The following is a 22,058-nucleotide window of genomic DNA, read 5'->3' on the forward strand; positions in this document are numbered from 1 at the left end:
CTTTCCGGGCATGAAACCATACGTCATATGCCATTCGCTGGGTTCTGTTGACGGAAAGATCAAACAGAACATCTGGGGTTATAAGGACCACCACAAATATTTTGAAGAGCCTGCAGCAAAGATCAAAGCCGATGCCTGGCTGGTAGGAAGGGTGACCATGCAGGAATTCTCCAGCAAGAAAAAACACACCCTCAAAAAAGGAAGGGTCAATATTCCAAAAGAAGATTTTGTCGGACAGTATTCCACCAAAACCTTCGCGGTAGTCATTGATCCTTCGGGAAAATGTTTATGGGATACCAATATGGTCTCCACGGAGCATGTTATAGAAGTACTGACAAAAAAGGTTTCCACAGCCTACCTGGATCACCTGCGAAGTAAGAATGTCTCCTATATTTTTGGGGGGGAAGAATCGCTGGACCTGGAGCTGGTACTGGAAAAGCTAAATACACTCTTTGGCATCAAACGGGTACGCATAGACGGAGGTGGCCATGTAAACGGATCCTTCCTGAAAGCCGGGCTGATTGATGAATTCAGTTTCGTGCTCGCTCCAATTGCAGATGGAACAACTGGCTCACTGACCGTATTTGAAGTGGAGGAAGGTTACGGAAAAAGAAAAGCCACCAGGTTGAAGCTGAAATCGGTTAAGAAGATCTTTGACGATTTTCTCTGGATCAGGTATATGGTGGATAAAAATAAAAGGTCTTAGCAATAATAACCCCGGATGGATTTTCCGGGGTTATTTATTCAAGACGACTGATTCGTACAATACTTACACATTTCCATACACATTGGACTGCCCGCCGTCAATGGCGATCGTTTGTCCGTTTACGTAAGACGCATCTTCACTCAGGAGAAAAGCCACCACTTTGGCCACTTCCACCGGCAATCCAAGTCTTTTAGTGGGATTAGCCTTTGCATATTCAGCTTCTGCCTTTTTAGGATCAACCGGATCAATTTGGCGGAAAGCCTCAGCTACCATTGGTGTAAGGATAGCACCGGGTGCAATGGCGTTTGTATTGATACCATCCCTTCCATATTCCAGGGCGGCATTCTTGGTCATTCCCGAAACTGCGTGTTTGCTGGCAACATAAGGTGTCTGGTTAAGGACGCCGCGGATACCACCAACGCTGGCAACGTTTACGATTTTTCCGTATTTCTGTTTTTGCATAACGGGAATAACATAACGCATGCCATAGTAAACACCCATCAGGTTGATATCGATCACTTTTTTAAAAATGTCTACATTATATTCTGTGATGGAAGCCTGTCTTCCTTCAATGCCGGCATTGTTGTAAAACCCGTCGATGCGTCTGAATTGCTGAACGGTTGCATCCACGAATTTTTTTACAGCTGTTTCCTGCGACACATCTGCAAGGGTGGTAATCAGCTCCAGTTCGGGATGAGCTTTCAGCAATTGTTGCCTGGCAGATTCCAGGGCTTCGGCGTTAAAATCCACGAGGGACAGTTTTGCACCCTGCTGGGCAAACTCCTCAGCAGCGGCCAGGCCAAGTCCCATGGCGGCTCCTGTAATCAGTATTACTTTTCCGTTTAAGTTGCTCATGATTTGATGTTTTATATGATCAGACAAATTTTCCCGCCAGGCCCATAACATTGCCCATTATCGGGGCAGTATTCCAGTCAACCAGCGGAGCTATTTCAACTGGTTAAAGTTCCAACATTTATCTATTCATCTGCTTAACCCATGTTTATAAATCTTCATCAGTTTCCGGAAAGATGTCTACGGATGCGACTGAGTGACGGAGCTTTGATGCCAAGGTAGGAAGCTATCAGGTATTGGGGTATCCTGTTTACCAGTCCGGGATTTTGGCGGGCAAATTCCTTGTAACAGGTTTCGGAGTCGGTACTGATTGTTTTCGCCAGCCGGTTCTGTACTTCAATAAACGATTGTTGGGTAAGCATCCGGATAAACTTTTCAATTACCGCGATGGAACAGGCTTTTTCATAATTGCCTTTGTCCAGTTTCAGCAAGGTAAGCGGTTCAAGGGCTGCTACTCCAAATTGAGTGGGGCCGCCGGATAAAAACCCATAGAGGTCGCCGGTCCAGTTACCTTCTATTGAAAATTGTACAGCATGCCTGGCGCCATACCTATCGGTAAAATAAGTATAACAGGCACCATGCACCACAAAATAGATCTGACCGGTTCTTTTGCGCTCTTCCACAAGCAGTTCCCCTTTTCGGAAAGTGGAACTATCCATGAGTTCAAAAAACTTCTGAACCTCGCCGGCTGAAACCTGTTGATGTATGGTAGTGCCGATATTCTGTTTCAGCAGCTTCAGCATATTTTCACTGTTACCTATTTCCATATAAACCGGCAGATTGCTGCCCGCAGGATTTACTCCAATACGTAATACAAACCGATGAATGCAATGGTGATGGCGATAGACGTTAACCCGTAAAGAATAGCACCATACAGTTCAGGCACAGGGTTTAAAATGCTCAAAATGCAACTGATAAATCCGATCATTGAACCAATGCCCATAAAGATGAAACCAGTAAACTGCCTTTTGGCATATTTCACTTTTTTAAATTCCTTTAAGTGGATGGCAATGGATTCTTCGTCATGGCCAAGCGCCACCAGATGTTCCTGTATTGTATCAATATTTAATTTGTCAGCAATCCATTGCTGGATGGTGGCCGTATTAACGGAAGGGCTGAAAGACATGGCAAACGTTTTAAATTGTCCCTTTTCGGAGGGAAACCAGGTTATCAAGATAGGGTATTTTTTACTTTTTTTCTGGTGTTTTTTGGGGTTATTATATAGTCTAACATTAATCAAGTTCTTCGGAACCGGTAAGACAGCAATACCGGCGGAAGTGTACCGAACAGAATAGGGCAGATGCAAAAACAAAGGCAAACCTTCAAACTTTGTAATGCCGGAAACAAAAATTGCGGGATCTATTCCGGTGAATATATCCCACCTCCGGTAGTTCATGGAAGATATCCCCCACACGGCCTAAGGCGATGCCAGCAGCAGTTGCCTTTGTTCGGTGGATATTTCAGCAAAACTCACAACTTTATTCCGGAGCAATATGACTTATAAAATTCAAAGGGATTTTAGTACCCAAAATGCTGCTGTTCATAAAGGCCTGCTTTTGAAAACAAAATTTTTATATACCGTTTGGTATTTTTTGTATCCTTGTACAGAGCATGGATAAAATAACTTCAAAATCGGAACGGACAAAGCAGTTCATTATGGAACGTACGGCCCCCGTATTCAATGAAAAGGGATATGCGGGAACGTCGTTAAGTGACTTAACAAATGCAACGGGGTTAACTAAAGGTAGCATTTACGGAAATTTTGAAAATAAGGACGAGGTTGCCCTTGCCGCATTTGATTACAACTTTAGTTGCATAACGAGTTATATTAGGGAAAGAGTTTCAGCGACTGATAATTCTATCGAACGCTTACTGGTGTATCCAACTGTTTACCGTGGCTTTATGAAAATTCCATTTTTAAAAGCAGGTTGTCCAATCTTAAATACTTCCACAGAAGCAGACGACACTCATCCGAAATTGAAAGAACGAGCAGCAAACGCATTAGCATTGTGGAAAGCATCCGTTGAAAACCAGGTCAAAAGAGGTATTCAAAGAAACGAAATTAAGCCCGACACCGACCCAAGAGAATTTGCAATCATTTTACTGTCGCTGATAGAAGGAGCAATCATGCAAGCGAAGGTTACAGGAAAAATAGCGGAATTAAAAATTGCCATGAACTATTTGGAAAAACTCATTCAAGGACTAAAAGCGTAATATTATCTTAAGCACAAATGCACCTTCTGGCAGATTTTGACAGCATGCAATGAATGATGTTATTATCATAAACCATTGGCTATGGTCAACCACAAGCTGATACTTATCAATCTCCTGAATGGTTTATGACTTCGCCACCAGCTGCAATTTCAAAATCATTGAATCAGGCAGGCCCGTCTGTTATCGATACGATTGTTATAAAATTAACAAAGCCTATGTTGATGTGAGTGTAGATAAACAAAAAATCCCCGGAATCTCTGAAAACAAAATCAATATCTGCGACGCTGCGGTCATTTGTAACGGTGGTGCTGGAGGAACAGCAATGATTATTCAGAATATATACAACGTCATGTTTTTAATGCTTAAGAATGATTATGGAGCCATCTCTGGCTATGGGATGATTCAGCGAAAGGAGGATGCGGAATAAATGATAGCCATGTGTGCAGAACTTGTGTTAATGCCGAACTCCTTGTCAGCGTATGCAGACCAGAGCCGAACTTTGTGAAATAAGATTAATTCAAAACTGAATCTTCAGGAACTTTACCTAATTGTCTAACAGGTCGTCATTATTAATCTTCTTTTGACCTATGTATCTATTAGTAGCCTTCCCAAAGTTGAAAGTTATTGAAATGCCATACGACCGAAGGTCCAGGTAGTTTTTAAATGTTTGTCGATACCCTTTGACCATTATGGCAGCCCTTCTGATAGAATTGTCATATAGAAAATCGTTCATATTAAGGGAAAAATGAAGTCGATTATTGAAAAGCCGTTTTGAGAGTGTAAACTGAGTTGACGATTCTGCCGGTGTAATTCCCTGAAGTAAAACACCTCCGCTACGGAAAGAGTAAGAAGCGCTGGCAACGATTTTCTTGGGAAGACTACAGAAAACTGTAAAATCTCCGCTCACTATCCAACCGCTATTACTTAATTCTTGGTTTTTCAAGCCTGAATGCGTTACCTGGATATTTGAAGATAGTCTTATTTTTTTGACAGAGGCAATGGACAGACTGGATGTAAGTCCGTAATCTAATCCTTTACCTAAATTAACAAAAGTAGTAATCGTAGTATCTCCGCCTAGTCCTTCAAATACTGCTTGAATTAGATCACTTCTTTTTGTCGAAAATATTGAGAGATCCCAGTTGTTAACCTTTTTAAAGGGGCCGCTCACACTAAACGAGAAGTGATCAGACTTTTCAGGTAACAAATTAGGGTTGCCTATGCGAATATTCAAAGGATCCCTGTTGTCTCGAAAAGGATCTAAATAGTAAATACCAGGGCGCTTAAATCTTCTGGAATAGACCAGACGAATGATCCCTGATTTAATTCTCCGGCTCAGGGTTATGCTAGGTAATAGATTTGCATAGCTGCGATAAACCGTTTTGGATGCAATGTTCTGAAAGTAAATATTATCTCTAGTGTATTCAGCTCGTACTCCGGGCTGAATTATATAGATTTTCGTTAGTGGAACGTGCATCAGATAGTAACCGGAAAGAAGTCTGGTATTGCCATCTAGATTCGGTTGTGTTGAAAGATTACCTGAAGGGACATAACCGTTTGTAGTGCTATCGTAGGAAAAGTATTCGTTCATTGCATTGTAGTCCCGCAAAAGGTATTTGATCCCATATTCTAGTCTGAGTTTTTGTCCGGCAGGGTGTACCATACCAGCCTGAAAGGAATATTCATCAAAATGCGATTTGTTTTTGTTTAGGTATTGTACTTGAGGAGCGCCACTTAATTTAGTGGTATAAATGTCTACCCGATTTGTTCTATTATTCGTCTGTAAGGCGAAGGAAAGCTCTCCTCTATTTTTCATTTTCCTGGAGTAGTCAATATAATTCATGATTATTCTGGAAGACGATTCGTTATCGCTGTAAAGCTTATATTCACTTCCCGGCACCGTGTTCCCAGCTTTCACTCTACTGTATTCGGTGGAGAGCCCATTGTAGTAAGACGGCAAAGTCACGCCTGAGCTATATGTCAACCGGCTTGTGCTGTCCAGGTCATATTTGAAAGAAAGATTGGCAAAGGGGTTGTGAGCGGAATTCGTTCCTTCCCTTTGTTGATTGAATTGTTCATCATTCATGGTTGCGTCGTTCCAAATTTCACTTTTGTATCCAGTTCTTTTGTAGTAATTGTAACCACCATTAATTGTTAAAGAAAGTTTTTTCCGCTTCATACTATAAGATCCGGATAAGTTCTTGTAATTCGGAAGGGCTAGGGAGCCTGTGAAGGAGCCATAGCTGCCCTTCCAGTTTTCTTTGGTAACAATATTGACAACCCCTTCAATTACCTCACCTTCGTACTTGGCCGATGGGTTTGAAATGACTTCCACTTTTTTAATCATTTCAGAAGGAATGGTGGATAAAACATGGTTGGAAGTAATAGGCTTTCCGTCCAGAAAAACAATAATATTCTTCTTGCCGTTGATGGAAATTGTGTTGTCATTGGAGACGAAAAGCTGTGGAACGATTCTTAGAAGCTCTATTGCTTTAGGTGCTAATCTAGCGTCTCTTTCATTTATAGTGAATGTATTCTTGTCTACGGAATAGCTTGTTTTGGCACTCGAAGATATTGTTACTCCCTGTAAAGCTTTTATATCTTGATCAAGGTATATTACTATATCACGGATCTCTCCGAATACTGTATCTACATATTGACTAAATCCAACGGCAGATACCACCACTTTGTAAACTGAATCTTGCTTCGCAGATAACTTAAAAGCGCCTCTTTCGTCGGTCATGCTTCCACCAATAATCTCACCTGAACTCTTGGCATATACTACTATAGATGCATTGGCAATGGCCTTCAGGTTTTGTTTTTCTTTAACCACACCCGAAAGCCTTAGTCTTTTGCCTGATTGTGACTTCACAGACATGCTAAATACAAATAAAATTGCGACCAGTATGACTCTTAACATCAGGCTCATAATTCAGATTACCGATTTGCCCTCGCATCATTTTGTTCACCTTTCAGGCATGCGAGTGGAATGATTGTAAAAATAATGTTGAAAACAATATGTACAGGGTAATTTGTTTTACCAAGTATGCCACCACAGGCGCAGGGAACATTGTCATAAAGACTAACCAGCGCAACCAGGTAGACAGAGAAAATGGCCATGATAAAAAATGTCAGGTATAATCCTGCCACTTTTGTGGCGTCAATGATTAATAATGCGACGGCAACTAATTCAATTGCCGGAATGAAGTATGAGAAAAAAGGAATTAAGGATAAGGGCAATAAGGGCGATTGGCCCATTTGAGCACGAAAAAGCTCCAAATTGGAAAGTTTAGCTATTGAAGCATAGGCGAACATCAAAATGATCAGGATAACACCTACCTGCGATAGTTTTTGTTTCATTTAAAGTAGATATTATAAGTGATAAATTGAGATTTTTTTGCCCTGCAATAAGAAAAGGTGGTTATCTGTTACAAATACATCGGTAATATATTTCCCATCCTCTTTTGGTGCAAAGATTGTGCGGATATAATTTCCATTATGCGTAGAATATAGGTCAATAAAATCACCTTCGCTGCGTTTGTAATTATCCGACTCTGATACAGCATTGGATACTACAAAAAGGTGATCTGAATTTGCTGAACCGGCCCTGTTAAAGGCTTTTGATTTTCGGTTGATCGTGAACTTTCCACCACTTTTAATAACATGGGGAGGTCTGTCGTAGCCATCTATTGTCTTACCCGCCACCAACAATTTCCCACTGGTGTCAAAGGCCGCAAACTTTCCCATATGATATAGTACGTGGAAAATCTTATTTCCATTGAAAGCCCTTCTCATAAAACCATCTGTAGCGAACCCTCCATCGTTGTATTGGTGATATGGACTTTGGAGGGGCACTTGTTGACCAGATGCCAAATTTAGCAAGGCAAAACTGTTGTCTAATGTTTTGTCGTCGAGCTTTTGAATAAAATAATCCTTTTTTCCTGCTTTCACAATTCTGTCCACGCCCTTGACTGAATACTTTTCTATCGGATAATATTTTCCTTTTTGATAGGTGGCTATTTGTTTTTGTTTTATATCTGTAATGTTAACCTGATTTGATTCAGCGGTCAAATCATCAATCATTTGAATCGATCCATATTGCTGATTAGGTGCCGTCATTATAGAACCCACACTAAACTGGACCGGCCGTGCAGATACGACACCCTTATTACCATCATAAACAAAAAGCAATGAATCCGCAAAATATATCCTGGAAGGCGCTCCTCCCGTAAGTTCAATTTCAGCAATTTTGTTTCCAATTATCATTGTATTTCTTTTGAACTTAAAAATGATTGCCTCACTTCTTTTGTTATAAGAGTAAAAGGCCATGATCATGCTGATAGCGACGATACTAAGGAAAAGCAACGGTAATATTTTCTTTTTTAAGAGCATGGAATAGCTAGGTTATTCATTATGAAACTTTTGGATATAAGGCATATTGCCTGCCATCCTAGTGAAATAAAATGCAAGCTATTGGGTGATAACCAACAGCTTGCTTTAGTGTTACTTAGTTCTCAATTATGACCGTCATGTACCAAGTGTTCCCGGCTGTATCAGTGCAACATTTGGCTCCGCCACCACCACAGGTGTCGAGGTTGCAATCTTGGGGTACGGTTGCAAAAGCAGACAGGCTGATAGCGATGGCTGCAAAAGCTGTGAACAATTTCGCTTTCATAAAAATTATTATTATAATTATAATGGAGCTCCTCTTTTTGCCTCCAGGCAGGGCATACAGCAATTTCCCTTTCCATTGCGCAATAGAATAACTTTACTTAAATATTATTTTCGGTAGAACTCATCAAGGGGATTTGAATTTCATTAGCTGATTAGTCGTTTCCAAAAAAATTAAATAAATCACCCATTATACCGGTCAGTGTAATGGTCGATGTTGTAGTATCATTATTAGCCAGCCTATCGGTTGGGTGATTTTCGACATTAGTGAAATTAAAAAGCACCTTAGGCTCCAGGGATAATAAATTTACTTCTTCAGCTTTCATACTTAATGTAATTTCATTGAAAATAGAGGGCTGAAATAGGTTGGTCAAATCAGTTACACCAACCGCGTCATTCTCGTTACCAAGGCTGATATTTCTATATACATTATAAATTTATATTATGTATCTATGTTGTGGCTGAGGACATTATCGTACCATATCCTAGGCTGGATGGCTTTCATTCTATATGAAGTCACATTCGTCACTGTTATTCTTGGCAGTAAAAGTGACAGTTCAATTCTTCTCGGCTATATACTTCCTTATTTGATTAATATTGGTCTGTTCTATTGCCACGCCGATATTAGTCTAAAGCCGCTTTCCAACATAACTGTCAAACGCCTGGCTTTGGCTTCGATCCTAATTGTTCTTGAACTCATGGTCTACTGCTTGATTATGAGTTTAATTGGATCTCTAGCGGACACTGGATTTATTCGAATAGCGAACGGAACATTAGATGTTGATCGGATGAAATTTTTTAAACAATTGTGGCGAGGCATCTATTTTATTAGCTTTAGCACTGCTTTTTGGTTTGCCAGAAAGGCTTATATTACGGAAAAGAAAATTCTTCAATTAGAAAATCTTACATTAGCTAATGAAGCGGAGAAAACTAAGCTAGAGCGGAACATGGCGGAATTGGAGAATGCATACTTACAAACGCAGATTAATCCACACCTGCTATTCAACACTCTGAACTTTTTGTACAGCACCATGAGGAGTAAATCTCCTGATAACTCAGATGCTGTGCTGGTACTGTCAGACATTATGCGATTTTCACTAAGAAAACAGGAACAGGACAAAAAGATTCCGTTGCAGGAAGAGGTGGACCAAATTAGGAATATCGTCAAGTTAAATCAGTATAGGTTTAATCATAAGCTACATGTAACCGTTGAAGTTGCTGGAGACCATCAACAGGTGAGAATTATTCCGCTACTTCTGCTGCCTTTTGTAGAGAATATTTTTAAATACGGGGATTTGCTGGATCTAGAGTGTCCTGCTAGGATTACCGTTTCCGTTACTGCTAATCAACTATTGTTTGAAACTTTTAACAAAGTCCGAAAGAGTTCTTTTCCAAGCCATGGAATTGGACTGGCAAACGTCCGGAAACGATTAGAAACCTACTATGTTGGCCGATTCCAACTGGATTTGAAGGAAACGGGGGATAATTATTTGGTAACTTTAATGATCAAATTTCGGTAGGATATGATTACCTGTTATATTGTTGACGACGAGTATCACGCCATCACAGTACTGGTTGAATATATTCAAAAAACTCCAGGCTTGAAACTGGCCTCCTACCGAGAAAACCCGTTGGAAGCATTCCAAGAATTCCAGGAGAACGGCTTCCCCGATGTTGTTTTTTTGGATATAGATATGCCCCAGCTCTCCGGTCTGGACCTAGCAGGTCTTATAGGAAACAACAGTTTAATCATATTTACTACGGCATTTGACCATTACGCCATGAACGCTTTTGACAAAAATGCACGGGACTATTTGTTAAAGCCAATCTCTTATGAACGATTTCTTTTGAGCGTTCAGCGGATTTTTAGTCACATAAAAACTAAACAACCCTCAGAAGGTGATCAGGATTTTTTTTTCATTCAAACCGATTCTAAAGGAAAACTCATTAAAGTGAAGTTTGATGATATTTATTACATAGCTGGTCTCAAAAATTATGTTACTGTTTTCACAAACCAAGGTAACCATATTACTTACGTTACATTAAAAAAAATGGAGGATCAGCTACCCTCCAATTTTCTAAGAATTCACAAGTCCTATATCGTCAACATTAACAAAGTTAAATCAGTAGAAGGAAACGAAATACGCCTCGCCGATGGAAAATTCAGAATTGTGATGGGGGCAACTTATAAAAAGACTTTCTTCAACATGATTCAATACAAGACTATTAAATCAGGTGATACTGGATAATGCTTCGATTGTAGTATTATCTACTTGATTTATATGTTGGCGCATTGACAATGTTCTGTACAGGAAATAATAACAGATCATCTCGTACTTCCTTTGGTCTTCATTGAATATCCGGTTGAAGTGCATGTGCAGAAGGTCAGCAATTATTTTTTCGATGGCAATATCTTTCATGATCATTCGTGTTACGAGATCTCTGACTGGTCGGATAAATGCGTCAATGTCTGGTTGAAAAAGTGTAGTTCTGGAACATTCTCCATCGACTACCTCGTGGAAATAATTTTTATACAACTTGTATTCTTTTGCTAGAAGAGTCTTAAGATCTCTGGATGAACCAAATTCCTTAAAAAATACGTTGAACATGTCATTGCAGAATTGCACTTTTTTCCCGTCGTTCCAACCTGCATTACTCAAACATATTTCAGCTGTTCTTACGGCAAACCCGTAAATATACCCAGGATGTTGTCCCTGCCGGATCCATTGCTTGAGAAAATCTTTTACGATGAGACTGCTCCCGTGGAAGATATCCTCTACGCGTACTATGTTGCCAGTTCCGTAGCGAAGAGTTTCCCTGTGATAAATGTCTGATTGAAAGGAGTAGATTTGATTCTGCTTAAGTAAGTCGAGAAAGATGGTATGGAACATTTCATATACCTTTGCCTCCATTCTGTTACAGTATAATACCCTAATACGCAAATGATCCCCTGGGTCTTTGTAACGTAAGAAATGCCATTTTCGGATCGCCCTTATTGTTTTCAATTTGTCCATTGCAGGGAAGATATGGTTTACCAGAATCTGGTTAGCATTTAAGGGATGAACGTATACTTTGAAATAAATCCAATCATAGCCAATGGGGTTTGCTGGCTGAGAGAAAAAAGAAGGCGTATGCGAGAGACCTTTATAAACACTTTCAGTATTATAGAGAGCGGCAATCCATTGTGGAAGGTATGTTTTGCCATAGTTGTCCCTTACATTCATACCGTCATTTAAATATGGAAATTCCTGTAAAATACATTTCTCTTCCGTTCGCAACTCTGATAGCAATAACAAAACATCATCACGTTTAAAGCGATCAAAAACCAAGTAATTATCTCCGCGAATCAAGGCAATGTACCTTGGCATGCCCTCGGATTTTGCAAACTGACTAAAGGAGGCAAATAGATGATTATCTGACTTATCCTTAAAAACTTCAAGATCACTGTCCATTAGATGCCATTCTGCCAATTGCAGAATGGCTGTCTTATACACTACCCGGGGGTAAAAAGATAGACCCGCTAAATAATGTGACAAGTTAAATGCCCCGCCCATACGAAGACCCTGTCCTTGGGCATCACAAAGAAATCTATATATGGGAAGGCTACTTTTTGTATAATTGAACGCTGAGCTAAGTCGCGGGACAATCTCTTTGTTCAGGCGTTTTGAGCGCAATACTATTCGCTCATTCACTACAGAAATCATCAAATCATTTAGCTGGACTTGGTAATGACTTTGTGCAATAGAGGAGGTCAAAACTGGGATTTCAAAATCCCTTACTTGCTCCCTGCGATTGATGTTAGCAAATTTACTCTCACCAAGGTGAGCAATTTCGGCAAACAATATATCCGGATTGAGAGCCTGCTCTTTGGCTGCCATGCTCCGGACCTGCTCATCAAAGGAGGAATTGACTCCTGTGAATCTTCCCAACAAGGAAAGTGCCGACGCACCACCAATGTTTTCGATAACGACACGGTCTTTTAAAGTTCTGAACATAACCGCAATGGATGGCGCATTAATGGAATCCCCTTTCACTGATTCCAACTGATTAAGATCGTTATCAGTGATTATGATTTGTTTCTTGTTATTAGCTTCCATTTGTAGAAGCTTTTTAACTAACAATTGCTGTACCTTATGCCAATGAGCGTTCCTTGAAGGGTCTTTGTTTACCCTCAACTTCTTCTCATAATGATTGAGCCGAAGTGAAGAATTGGTTTCTGCCAAGCCACAATAGTCAATGCCTTTCTCCGGATCCAAGGCTTCCAGCAGAGGAATTTCATTGTCACCAAAACGTTGCTTAAAGGAGGATTTAAACATTTCGAGGGCAGTATTCCTGACTTCTGGTAAGAGACTGCTTAAACTTCGCAAGCCCTTTTGGATGGCGTCCTGATAAGAAAGGCATAGCCCCCCTATATGAATATGTCGTTCTGCTATAGCGTAAAACAGATCTTTACCCTTTGAAGCATCCGGGAAAACCTGTTTGATCTGGGAAACCATTTTTGCAAAAGATCAGAGTTGTCAACAGGCATTGTCTTTACTTCCTTGAGTAATTGACTGATGCATCCTATTGCTTGGTTTGCACTTATCTCATGGGTCGACAATTCGTCGATGACCCGTTCTAGGAAGTTCATGCCAGTAATATTTGGTTCGATACCGGAATTCAACAACTGTTGATTTATAAGCTTTTCTACAATAGCATCAGCGGCATCTTTATTCTGAACGGGAAAGTTGTTTAGTATCCAATTTGAGATTTCTATTAAAGTCCGTCCAGTTTTGCAATATTCAATTATGCTGAGCAAGTGGGGATGTGCAGGATTGTTTACAAGTGAATAGATGCAGGATCCTTCTGCAAAGTCTGCCAGCGGCCGTATGTATCGTATCTCGTTACCAGATTTTAATAACGTACAATTTGGGTAATAGGTTAGGTGGGCTGGTTTGCTCGTTTGCGTGAGCGATTTGCCAATTGCCATTTGCAACCAGTAGCTCAGTTGTATCGAGGAATCTATCTTTTCACTGACTACCGGGCATTGAAGAATCCCTGAAGTCCACTTGACAGAAGAGAATGCTGAGAATAAACCAAATGGGGTGGATCTGTGCGCTCCTCGATTCCAGTATTTTTTCAGCGTTCTCCATTCGTCTTCCGAAAGCCGGTCCGGATTATTTATTTTTTTCTGCAATTCAGCATGAAACACATTACTGGAAAGAAAGAGAGCAGTTAGAAAATCATCCTTTTTTAACAGCTCTTTACAGGTTTTTGACTTGTATTCCTCCAGGCTATATGCGGGCGTCCTAAGAATCAGCGAAGAAAAGAATTTATATTTTTCTATCATACATTTATGATTTGTCGAATTGCGCTTTGTAAAAAGTTGGTTATCAGCAGGGGTCGAAAATGTTTTAACTAGTATCGATCTGCAATGACTCAAATTCTCGTCACAAACTAATGGGAAATGAGGTTTCTAACAATACCCGAAAGTGGGAATAAATGGGTAAAGGTTGAAAAACTCATAGAAGCATTCAGAAGATTTTATGAGACTATTCTTGGAGATTCACTATCCAATAGAAAATAATCGTAGTCGGCAACTTACAGTGCAGTGATTTCGGCAATTAAGAATACATCGTTTCGGTAAATAAGAGTACCACGTTTCGGAAAATAACGATGCATGATCTGATTTGTCAAAATAAAGCTGATTAGGCTGTTTTACCAAAGATTGTTTTTCGGTTTTTCATTCGATAGCTTTCTCCACTCAATTTGATGATTTCACAGCGGTACAATAGCCGATCCAGTAGTGCCGTGGTGATCACTTCGTCACCAATGGTCTCCGCCCATTCCTTAGGCGATTTATTGGTAGTGATGATAAAGGAGGTTTTTTCATGCAGGGCGTTTACGAAGTGAAAAAAAGCGTTGGCTTCCTGTCGGGCGATAGCAATCATCATGATATCATCAATGACAATCAGGTGTGCTTTGCTGAGCTTTTTGTAATCGGCCATGGCTTGCCGGGAGATATCCCTTGTCTTCAGCGTGGTCATGATCTGCTCCATGGTTCTAAAATAAGCCCGATAACCGCTTTGCAGGGCATAATGGCAAAGACCGGCCGCAAGGAAGGATTTGCCTACGCCGTTGGGCCCCATGATCACCAGGTTAAAATTTTGTTCCAACCAGGTCAGTTCCTTGAGTTGCTGGAGCTTTGCCGGCGGCATGCCTTCTGTTTGAGTACAGTCATAAGCCCTTAGTTCATGCATGGCTGGCAACCTGGCTGCCTTTTCTTTTCTGGCCATTTCATTGAGGTTGCGCCGGGTGATCTCTGTTTCCAGGAGCCTGGAGGCAAATTCAAGGTAGGATATTCCTTCTGCCGAAGCAGTATCGGCCAGTTGTTCTACCTGATCCGCTATAGCGCTTAGCCGTAACTGTTTGCAATGGTTGCTGATCCTGTGCTTGTCTTTTGTTTTCATTGTTTGTTCTTATTTGATGGGGTTTGTCGTTCGCTGCCGCGGGCTTGCACCCGGTACAGAGATGATTGGCAGGCATTCTGCGTATTGGGCAACGTGACTGGATCATCTCTGTACCTGGCGCCGCTTAACTGTTGCCAAAGGCTTTTTCATATTCATTCAGGTCACTTCTGTCCGGTGTGATATCGGCCTTTCTGGAGCTGTTGGGATCCAGCAGAATGACTTTACCAACAGAAGCCACCGGATAGTTATTCTCTGCCTCCCGTAATGCAAGCAGTTCGCGGAACACAACCGCTCCGATGTATTGTTCGTTTACACACTTTTCCAGCACATCTGCGACCAGTTGCCTGTTTTTGCCTTCAATGGCTTTTTGGATCGCCTGTACCTGGTCACGCAGGTAGCGGGCCCTTTCCTTTCGGATCATTTCAAAGTACTGCAGGGCAAGGGCCGGATTGGTGAACTGGTTAGCAGTTTGCTCCAGCAGTTGCTTTACCTGGAGTGACTTATTCCTTTTGTGGTCGGTATTGATGATCGTGTGGCCATTGGTCTGGGCCAGAATGTGCTTGCAGATAAATTCGCCGACCTGGTCATGCACATGCAATTCCTCCTCTTTTACCCAGAGCATGACCATGGTTTCCTTGCTCTTGAAAGTTCCCTGGGGAACCGAATAAAAATTACCCTGAAAAGAAAACGTATTGTCTTTTCTGACGGTCCGTAAAATATAGGCGGGCATAAGGCTGAGAGGTGCCCATGGTTGTAAATGCGGTTGTTCGGTCAACCATTCCTGTGCAGGGATCTTTTTGGTCGTGGAATGGGGCATGCCGTTACCCGTGCGTTGAAGCCACCCAATGGCCTGCCCCTGAAGAGTTTCCAGGTCATAATAAAGCCGCGATTGTAAAAAGTTGTTTTTGACATACTTCACCACATTTTCCACCTTTCCTTTGCTCTCAGGATCCGCCTTCCGACAAAAGTGCAACTCAAAACCCTGTTGTACTACATATTCCCGGAAGGCATGGGTAAGCAATAGTTCTCCCATTGCTTCCTCGTGTGCTGCAATAGCCGTGCGGATGGTAAAGGGTATGTCCGAGAACCGCAGGAACTTCATACGGGAGCGGGACAGCATCATGACAAAAAAATGAACCGTCTTACGCTTGTTCTCCGCACTCCTGAGCGTGTAGTGTCCAAAGTCTGCCTGGGCCTGCTGTCCATAGGGCAGTTCTGCCACCACAAAGTATTCCCGCGTGGTTGCTTCCAGGGGAATATTGTATTTCTGACGTAGGAACATGACAAAATTGTATACTGTCTTGGGAGGAGTGTGCGGAAAGTCAGGGTAATGCTCTTTTAACCAATCGTGCATTTGCGCCGCCGACACCGATGGATGGGCTTGCAGTTTGATTTTTACAAAATCCTCATAAGGACCCAGTAACCTGCTCCGGGTTTCTTTACCAATTAAAAATGCTTCATATGCCGCTTCTGACAACAACGCATACCTGCTAACAGTTCTGGGATTTAACCCAAGTGTCTTGCTGATCGCGGCTTTACTTAATCCCTCCCTTAATAATCGTTGAATCTCATAATACATGATCCAGTTCCCCATTGTCTTTTTATCCATACTGTTCTGCCGGTTTTATGGCCCGGCAAAACTGGACATTAATCAATGGATCATGCATCCTTATTTTCCGAAACAGTGTACTGCTATTTTCCGAAACTGTGTATCCTTATTTTCCGAAATCAAACATTAGGAGGCAAATAACCAGTGTATTGTTATTTTCCGAAATCGTTGTATTGTTATTTTCCGATTACAAAATAATCCAACTTTTGAAGATCGAATAAAATTCTTTAAGCAAATAAACACAGCAACGTAAAATGAAATTCTAATCACATTGCTGTTTCCAATAGTTAAGGCCAGGAGGCTTTATTTAGGTTCTTAATTTGGGAATCACCCCGGTTTCACTAAGCAGAATGAGGAAACGGGTTATAAAGAAATATCTTAATCCAAATTATCATGTCTACAATATTTAACTAAAGATAATTCCCCGGAAAAACTACATTGGTAGCTTTGTTCCGGATTCGCAAGGAAATAAACTGAGTTCTTAAATTAAAAAAATGAAAACATATTTTGTTGACTCTTTCACCAACCAAAAATTCAAAGGCAATCCTGCTGCAGTTTGCATAACAGATACCAGTCTTGACAATGAGACAATGCAAAGCATCGCAACAGAAATAGGTTTTTCAGAAACCGCCTTTATTAGAAAGGTTGTTGATAATTCTTATGAAATCCGATTTTTCACTCCAAAAAAGGAGATTCCTTTATGCGGGCATGCTACGCTTGCTTCATCTAAAATAATATTTGATTTAACAACACTCCAAACGATCAACTTTCGGAACATCGAGAATGTTGAATTAAAAATTCAAAAAGCCGGCGAAAAAATTGTTATGCAGTTTCCCGTCTATGAAACAGAAGAAATAGCAGTGCCGCAAAAAGTTCTGGATGCCCTTGGTATTGAACAGACCTTACATACAAGATTCAGTCCCAAAAACAGAATCATTCTGATTGAGATAGCTGATTCAGAGAAATTAGCAGGGTTACAGCCAAATTTTGTTGAGTTGGTTCAGTCATATGAAGGCATCAATGGTGTATTGGTGACTTCCCAATCAAATGATCCTGATTTCGATTTTCACTATCGGTATTTCTGGCCCTGGGCGGGAACAAACGAAGACCCTGTAACCGGCGCGGTACAAACTTTCCTGACAAAATATTGGGCTACAAGACTTGGCAGGAATAGATTAAACGCATTTCAATCCTCATTAAGGACGGGCATCATGACGACCGAATATCTTCAGGACAAAGTATTGATTTATGGAGAAGCGGTCACTGTCTTTGAAGGAGAATTTAAAAATTAAACAGCATGCTACCTGAAACACTGAAATCGCTATTTGTAAGAGATTTAAACAGGTTAAAAAACGAAATAGAATCGTACCGTGAAGAAAGAAACATCTGGAAAGTTGAAAATGGCATTGCCAACTCTGCCGGCAATTTATGCCTCCATCTGGTTGGCAACTTAAATACCTATATTGGCAGGGAAATAGGTAAAACAGATTATGTCCGGAACAGGGAACAGGAATTTTCATTAAAAAACGTACCACGTCTGGAATTGATCAAACTGGTGAATAATACAATTGCGGTAGTAATACAATCTCTTGACGGGGTAGATGACTCTTCACTGAAAGATGAATACCCTGTTTTGGTATTTGAAGAGAAAACAACCAAAGAGTATTTGCTCGTCCATTTGGCCACTCATTTAACATATCACCTGGGTCAGATAAATTATCACCGTCGTTTAATTGACTCAAAATAAAAATAATACTCTGATAAAACATCACTCCGTTCGTCCTGGTTTCGGAACCCACGGAGTTGCCACAGATATTATTTTGTTTTAATCGCTGCAACAGATTTTCATTTCATCAGTTATACTAATACCCAATGTCACCATCGCACAAAATGAAAAAAGCTGGAATTGTAGGAGGAATCAGTTGGGTTTCAACGCTTGACTATTATAAACTCATAAATCAGGGAGTGAATGAAAAGCTGGGAGGACTGAATTCAGCAGAAATAATTGTTTATTCCCTGAATTTTGCGGATGTGCAGGAAAAAACATGGGAAGATGCTTATGATCTTCTGCTCAACGCCTGCAATTACTTAAAAAAATGTGATGTTGAATCAATTGTTCTAGCCGCCAACACAGCACACCTTTATGCAAACCGTTTACAAAGTTTACCATGCCGTTGCCATTTTACAGAAATGAATTAGAGACATTGGGTCTGAACGTTATTATTCCTGAATCGCAAGAAGACATTGACTATATTCAGTCCGTTGTTAAAGATGAGTTAGGAAAGGGAGAAATCAACGCGGCTTCAAAAAAGAAAATAATTGAAATTGCCAATGGCCTTTACAATAGAAGCGCCGAAGGAATAGTACTTGGATGTACTGAAATTCAGATTTTGATCAGCCAGCAAGATTTTTCGTTTCCTGTTTTTGATACCGTCAAGATTCATTCGGAGGCAATAGTATCTTTCATCATGTCCTGATGTTTCCATAGCGGTAGTCTACATGCAAAAATATTATGCATTTTCGGTAGAGACTCGTGATAAAGTAAACGACTATGATAGAACCTGAGCGTCCGATTTAAGAAACAAATTCAAACACTTCTTCAAACCAGTAAAGAACAACATGAACAAGGTAATACTTCTAATTTTTTCATTTTTAGGGACCACAGCTTTAGCGCAACAAACAACAGGCCTCGAAAAAGATATTTACTTAAAAATGGACAGGAATGCAGATACATTATTTAAATACTCGAACGCATTCTCCGTGTCGATTGGTATCGTCAAAGACGGGAAAATATACACCAAACATTATGGCGAGATTGACAAGGGGAAAGGCAATAAAGCGAATGACAACACATACTTTGAAATAGCATCGGTAACAAAAATTATGACAGGCTATTTGCTGGCAAACGCTGTTCTGGAAGGGAAAGTAAATCTCACTGATGATATCAGGAAGTATCTGAAAGGAGGATATCAAAATTTAGAATATGATGGAAGGCCGGTAACATTCAGGGATTTAATTTCTTATGAATCGGCCATACCAAGCGTTTTGCCTGATGACCGGGAAATTATGAAAACATTCACCGACAGCACTCCCATCAAACTGGTACAATTGAATAAGAGCTATTCAAAATCACAATTTTTGGAAGATCTAAAAAACATAAAACTGGATACTCTTCCCGGACAAAAATATCTTTATTGTAATCCAAGTGTTGAGTTAACAGGCCATATATTGGAAAATATTTACAATAAGCCATTTGAAACTATACTGAAGGAAAATCTTTGGGCAAAATTGAATATGAACCATACAAGGTTTGTATTAAATAAGAATGAACATCTGGCAAACGGCTATAACAACAATCATATTTTGATGCCCCATTTTGTCAGCAACTTGTGGGGGGCATCGGGCGGCAGAACAAATTCAACATTGGGCGACTTAATGAAATTATTGAAGTTTGAGCTGGAACGGGAAAATAAAATTGTTCAGGAAACACAACGAAATGTAAATAACAGGAAAACAAATTGGTTTGGTTATTTCTGGGACAATATTTATTTGACAGAAAATGGAAAATATTGTTACAAACATGGTGGAGCTTTTGGCAACCAGGTTTTGTTCTCTGTCTTTCCCGAAAAGAACATCGGCATTTGTATCATTGTAAATATTAGTGGACCGGAAACATACGGCGCGCTCTCAAAATCGGTTTTTGCAATAGCCAATGATTTATTGGGTTTTTCCCGGTGATACAGCGGTTAAGTAAGGACTTATTTCGCAGCCATTCTGCTTTGCGTTCCAACCGATGCGCATCATGTATGATCCGTTCCAGGTTGGCATCTGCTATGGTTTGTTCATCAATCACTTTCTGTCATTTGCTGCCCACGCTGGCAGGTAAGGATGTATCGTACATTTAACGGACACCCTGGTCGATGCAGAATTGGTTGCTCTAATCGTTATCTGCATCGGAAACCAATTATAAATTCAGCTTCGCAGCATTTTCTTTTATCAAAATGCTGTATTGATCTTTCAATTCCTCCGGAAGAAAACTTATCGCTATAAACTGTATCCATTTCTCAATGCTGTTAGAAAATTTTTGATACATATTTTCTATTGCCTTCTCGTCGAGGATTTTAAATGAGGATAAGACTGCATCAAAATCTTTCCGCCCTAATTTTCTTTTTTTGCCATTAAGATTCAATGCCAGTTCCTCGGTATCGCCTTTTACAATTAGCGTAGAAGCTACCATATCATACGCGGGTGCCAGGACATAGCCGGTTTGCGGGCCTTTGATCAAAGAAAAAATCTTCAAATGCATATCCGCATTTCCGGTCAAAAAAGAAAAGATAACCTGTTCGAAGAAGTTGAGCAGATCTAATCCGGGATTTTCAGAATACTTTAGAATAGCATTTGCTATTTGTTCATACGACCCTTTGTATTTGTCTTCTGTCAACCGCTCTGTTAACTGGCACATATCTTCCATGTGCAACTTTGTTTTCTTCGCCCTGTCAATTCGTTTCGTAATGTAGGCAAGGCTCCCATTTTGCAATCTTATAAGAGAATGAGGAACTGTTGCAATACCTGATAGCTCTGCTAAGTGCATCGTTAGGTCTTCAACTTCCGGCAAGTGCGGGTATTGTTTTGTAGCAGGTTTTAATATATAGCCACCCCACAGACCAACGATGGTAAACCTCCCAGGCGTTTTGGTTTCTGTATCAGCTTTAGATGGTTTTTCAATATCGAGCGAAAGTTTGGGCTGTACTCCGGTAACCGCTATTTGACTTTTGATCACTTTCTCGCCCAATTCAAGCATTTGTTCTTCTGTGTAGGGCAACACAGGAGGCTGTGGTTTCCCAAACATCTTACGGCTACAGGCAGGATGGAAGTCAATCTGACCGGGCTCCAGTGTTTTATAGCAATATAAACAGCGCATTATCCTTCTATATTTTGTGTTTCAACTATACTCACCGCTCCAATGCAATCGCGGCAACAGACCAGTAGCAATCCCATTCTGTCGCGCTGATTCAGTTTCCAGTTTTGTGCTGCTACTTCGAGGAGCCAACCCTCCGGTATCAGTCCATCAAAGAAGGGAAACATTACTGAACTAACATATCCTTTATCTGACAGTGGAAGCGTTAGACTTACCGCTTCGGCGCTTGGCATTTGTAAATAATCCCGGTCATAAATAAAGTGGTACCCATCTTCGATTTCAGATAGGTATCCTGCCAGTTTATCCTGCATATAAACATTAGCTTTCCTCATCAATCAATTTTTGACGGTTTATGGGCACCGGGCCTAACTCGTGCCCAAATAATTTAAGCACCTGATTTACTTTATCCATTCGTAATGATGCTTTTCCTTGCTCCAGTTCTCTAATAAAACGAAGGCCTACCCCGGCTTTCACTGCAAGTTCAGGCTGTGTTAGTTGCGCCTGCTTTCGTTTTTCTTTTAAAAATTCCGGCAATCTTTTAGTAAGGTTCATTTTATACCCTTTGAGGTATAAATTTAGTATATTTATTTAAATTACACCCTATAAGGTATAATTTATCAAAATTATTGAATAATGCACCCA

22 protein-coding genes and 1 pseudogene are annotated in these 22,058 nt (G+C 40.5%); 9 read left to right on the top strand and 14 right to left on the bottom strand.

Features of this window, described 5'->3' with window-relative positions; all coding sequences use genetic code 11:
• The first annotated feature begins 10 nt into the window (after nt 1-10).
• Nucleotides 11-706, top strand: a complete 696-nt coding sequence (locus BC349_RS12045; RefSeq protein ID WP_187257017.1) for a RibD family protein — start codon at nt 11-13, stop codon at nt 704-706.
• A 63-nt stretch (nt 707-769) separates the two neighbouring features.
• On the opposite strand, the gene BC349_RS12050 is transcribed toward BC349_RS12045, so the two are convergent.
• From BC349_RS12050 to BC349_RS12060, 3 genes are all read right to left on the bottom strand, one after another.
• Nucleotides 770-1,561 carry a glucose 1-dehydrogenase gene (locus BC349_RS12050; RefSeq protein ID WP_187257018.1) on the bottom strand — a complete coding sequence of 264 codons (792 nt, stop codon included), beginning with the start codon at nt 1,559-1,561 and terminating at the stop codon, nt 770-772.
• 158 nt (nt 1,562-1,719) lie between these two features.
• Entirely contained in the window at nt 1,720-2,325 is a 606-nt protein-coding gene (locus BC349_RS12055) for a Crp/Fnr family transcriptional regulator (protein WP_187257019.1), read from the bottom strand.
• Nucleotides 2,326-2,354: 29 nt separating this feature from the next.
• Nucleotides 2,355-2,684, bottom strand: coding sequence for a hypothetical protein (locus BC349_RS12060; protein ID WP_187257020.1), 330 nt, complete (start codon nt 2,682-2,684; stop codon nt 2,355-2,357).
• Between the two features lie 485 nt (nt 2,685-3,169).
• On the opposite strand from BC349_RS12060, the gene BC349_RS12065 reads away from it, so the two are divergent.
• Both BC349_RS12065 and BC349_RS12070 read left to right on the top strand, forming a co-directional pair.
• Entirely contained in the window at nt 3,170-3,772 is a 603-nt protein-coding gene (locus BC349_RS12065) for a TetR/AcrR family transcriptional regulator (RefSeq protein ID WP_187257021.1), read from the top strand.
• A gap of 118 nt (nt 3,773-3,890) precedes the next feature.
• Complete coding sequence (locus BC349_RS12070; RefSeq protein ID WP_187257022.1) at nt 3,891-4,199, top strand: hypothetical protein; 309 nt, start codon at nt 3,891-3,893, stop codon at nt 4,197-4,199.
• 117 nt (nt 4,200-4,316) lie between these two features.
• Here BC349_RS12070 and BC349_RS12075 read toward each other — a convergent pair whose 3' ends face one another.
• The 4 genes from BC349_RS12075 to BC349_RS12090 all read right to left on the bottom strand — a co-directional run bounded on the left by BC349_RS12075 (nt 4,317) and on the right by BC349_RS12090 (nt 8,766).
• Nucleotides 4,317-6,698: a TonB-dependent receptor gene (locus BC349_RS12075; RefSeq protein ID WP_187257023.1), complete on the bottom strand. Its 2,382-nt coding sequence runs from the start codon at nt 6,696-6,698 to the stop codon at nt 4,317-4,319.
• 8 nt (nt 6,699-6,706) lie between these two features.
• Complete coding sequence (locus BC349_RS12080; RefSeq protein ID WP_187257024.1) at nt 6,707-7,129, bottom strand: MauE/DoxX family redox-associated membrane protein; 423 nt, start codon at nt 7,127-7,129, stop codon at nt 6,707-6,709.
• A 12-nt stretch (nt 7,130-7,141) separates the two neighbouring features.
• Nucleotides 7,142-8,161: a hypothetical protein gene (locus tag BC349_RS12085; protein ID WP_187257025.1), complete on the bottom strand. Its 1,020-nt coding sequence runs from the start codon at nt 8,159-8,161 to the stop codon at nt 7,142-7,144.
• Between the two features lie 434 nt (nt 8,162-8,595).
• The gene (locus tag BC349_RS12090; RefSeq protein WP_187257026.1) at nt 8,596-8,766 is read right to left on the bottom strand and encodes a hypothetical protein; all 171 of its coding nucleotides are present in this window, start codon (nt 8,764-8,766) and stop codon (nt 8,596-8,598) included.
• Between the two features lie 168 nt (nt 8,767-8,934).
• Here BC349_RS12090 and BC349_RS12095 point away from each other — a divergent pair, with 168 nt between their 5' ends.
• Nucleotides 8,935-9,960, top strand: coding sequence for a sensor histidine kinase (locus tag BC349_RS12095; RefSeq protein ID WP_187257027.1), 1,026 nt, complete (start codon nt 8,935-8,937; stop codon nt 9,958-9,960).
• A 3-nt stretch (nt 9,961-9,963) separates the two neighbouring features.
• Nucleotides 9,964-10,689: a LytR/AlgR family response regulator transcription factor gene (locus BC349_RS12100; protein WP_187257028.1), complete on the top strand. Its 726-nt coding sequence runs from the start codon at nt 9,964-9,966 to the stop codon at nt 10,687-10,689.
• Here the strand turns inward: BC349_RS12100 and BC349_RS20115 are convergent.
• The 4 genes from BC349_RS20115 to BC349_RS12120 form a co-directional block, all read right to left on the bottom strand.
• A complete protein-coding gene (locus tag BC349_RS20115) occupies nt 10,672-12,936 on the bottom strand; it encodes a lantibiotic dehydratase (protein WP_187257029.1) in 2,265 nt (754 codons plus the stop codon). The two genes, BC349_RS12100 and BC349_RS20115, sit on opposite strands and share 18 nt — an antisense overlap.
• Nucleotides 12,870-13,769: a lantibiotic dehydratase gene (locus BC349_RS20120; RefSeq protein ID WP_187257030.1), complete on the bottom strand. Its 900-nt coding sequence runs from the start codon at nt 13,767-13,769 to the stop codon at nt 12,870-12,872. The genes BC349_RS20115 and BC349_RS20120 overlap by 67 nt, the downstream gene beginning before the upstream one ends.
• Before the next feature lie 358 nt (nt 13,770-14,127).
• The gene (gene istB / locus BC349_RS12115; RefSeq protein ID WP_187257031.1) at nt 14,128-14,889 is read right to left on the bottom strand and encodes an IS21-like element helper ATPase IstB; all 762 of its coding nucleotides are present in this window, start codon (nt 14,887-14,889) and stop codon (nt 14,128-14,130) included.
• Nucleotides 14,890-15,013: 124 nt separating this feature from the next.
• A complete protein-coding gene (locus BC349_RS12120) occupies nt 15,014-16,498 on the bottom strand; it encodes a transposase (protein WP_187257032.1) in 1,485 nt (494 codons plus the stop codon).
• Nucleotides 16,499-16,992: 494 nt separating this feature from the next.
• Here BC349_RS12120 and BC349_RS12125 point away from each other — a divergent pair, with 494 nt between their 5' ends.
• The 4 genes and pseudogenes from BC349_RS12125 (at nt 16,993) to BC349_RS12140 (ending at nt 20,236) form a co-directional block, all read left to right on the top strand.
• Nucleotides 16,993-17,790, top strand: a complete 798-nt coding sequence (locus BC349_RS12125) for a PhzF family phenazine biosynthesis protein (protein ID WP_187257033.1) — start codon at nt 16,993-16,995, stop codon at nt 17,788-17,790.
• A gap of 5 nt (nt 17,791-17,795) precedes the next feature.
• Nucleotides 17,796-18,245: a DinB family protein gene (locus BC349_RS12130; RefSeq protein WP_187257034.1), complete on the top strand. Its 450-nt coding sequence runs from the start codon at nt 17,796-17,798 to the stop codon at nt 18,243-18,245.
• 143 nt (nt 18,246-18,388) lie between these two features.
• Nucleotides 18,389-18,975 (top strand): annotated as a pseudogene (locus BC349_RS20010) (aspartate/glutamate racemase family protein).
• Nucleotides 18,976-19,117: 142 nt separating this feature from the next.
• Nucleotides 19,118-20,236, top strand: a complete 1,119-nt coding sequence (locus tag BC349_RS12140) for a serine hydrolase domain-containing protein (RefSeq protein ID WP_187257035.1) — start codon at nt 19,118-19,120, stop codon at nt 20,234-20,236.
• 226 nt (nt 20,237-20,462) lie between these two features.
• Here BC349_RS12140 and BC349_RS12145 read toward each other — a convergent pair whose 3' ends face one another.
• The 3 genes from BC349_RS12145 to BC349_RS12155 are packed head-to-tail and all read right to left on the bottom strand — an operon-like array spanning nt 20,463 to nt 21,968.
• On the bottom strand, nt 20,463-21,419 hold the full coding sequence (locus BC349_RS12145; RefSeq protein WP_222840165.1) for a HipA domain-containing protein: 957 nt from the start codon (nt 21,417-21,419) through the stop codon (nt 20,463-20,465).
• Nucleotides 21,419-21,748, bottom strand: coding sequence for a HipA N-terminal domain-containing protein (locus BC349_RS12150; RefSeq protein WP_187257036.1), 330 nt, complete (start codon nt 21,746-21,748; stop codon nt 21,419-21,421). The genes BC349_RS12145 and BC349_RS12150 overlap by 1 nt, the downstream gene beginning before the upstream one ends.
• Complete coding sequence (locus BC349_RS12155; protein ID WP_187257037.1) at nt 21,735-21,968, bottom strand: helix-turn-helix transcriptional regulator; 234 nt, start codon at nt 21,966-21,968, stop codon at nt 21,735-21,737. The genes BC349_RS12150 and BC349_RS12155 overlap by 14 nt, the downstream gene beginning before the upstream one ends.
• Nucleotides 21,969-22,058: the final 90 nt, after the last annotated feature.

Origin of the sequence: Flavihumibacter stibioxidans (assembly GCF_014332695.1) — a bacterium.
GTDB classification, from domain to species: domain Bacteria; phylum Bacteroidota; class Bacteroidia; order Chitinophagales; family Chitinophagaceae; genus Flavihumibacter; species Flavihumibacter stibioxidans.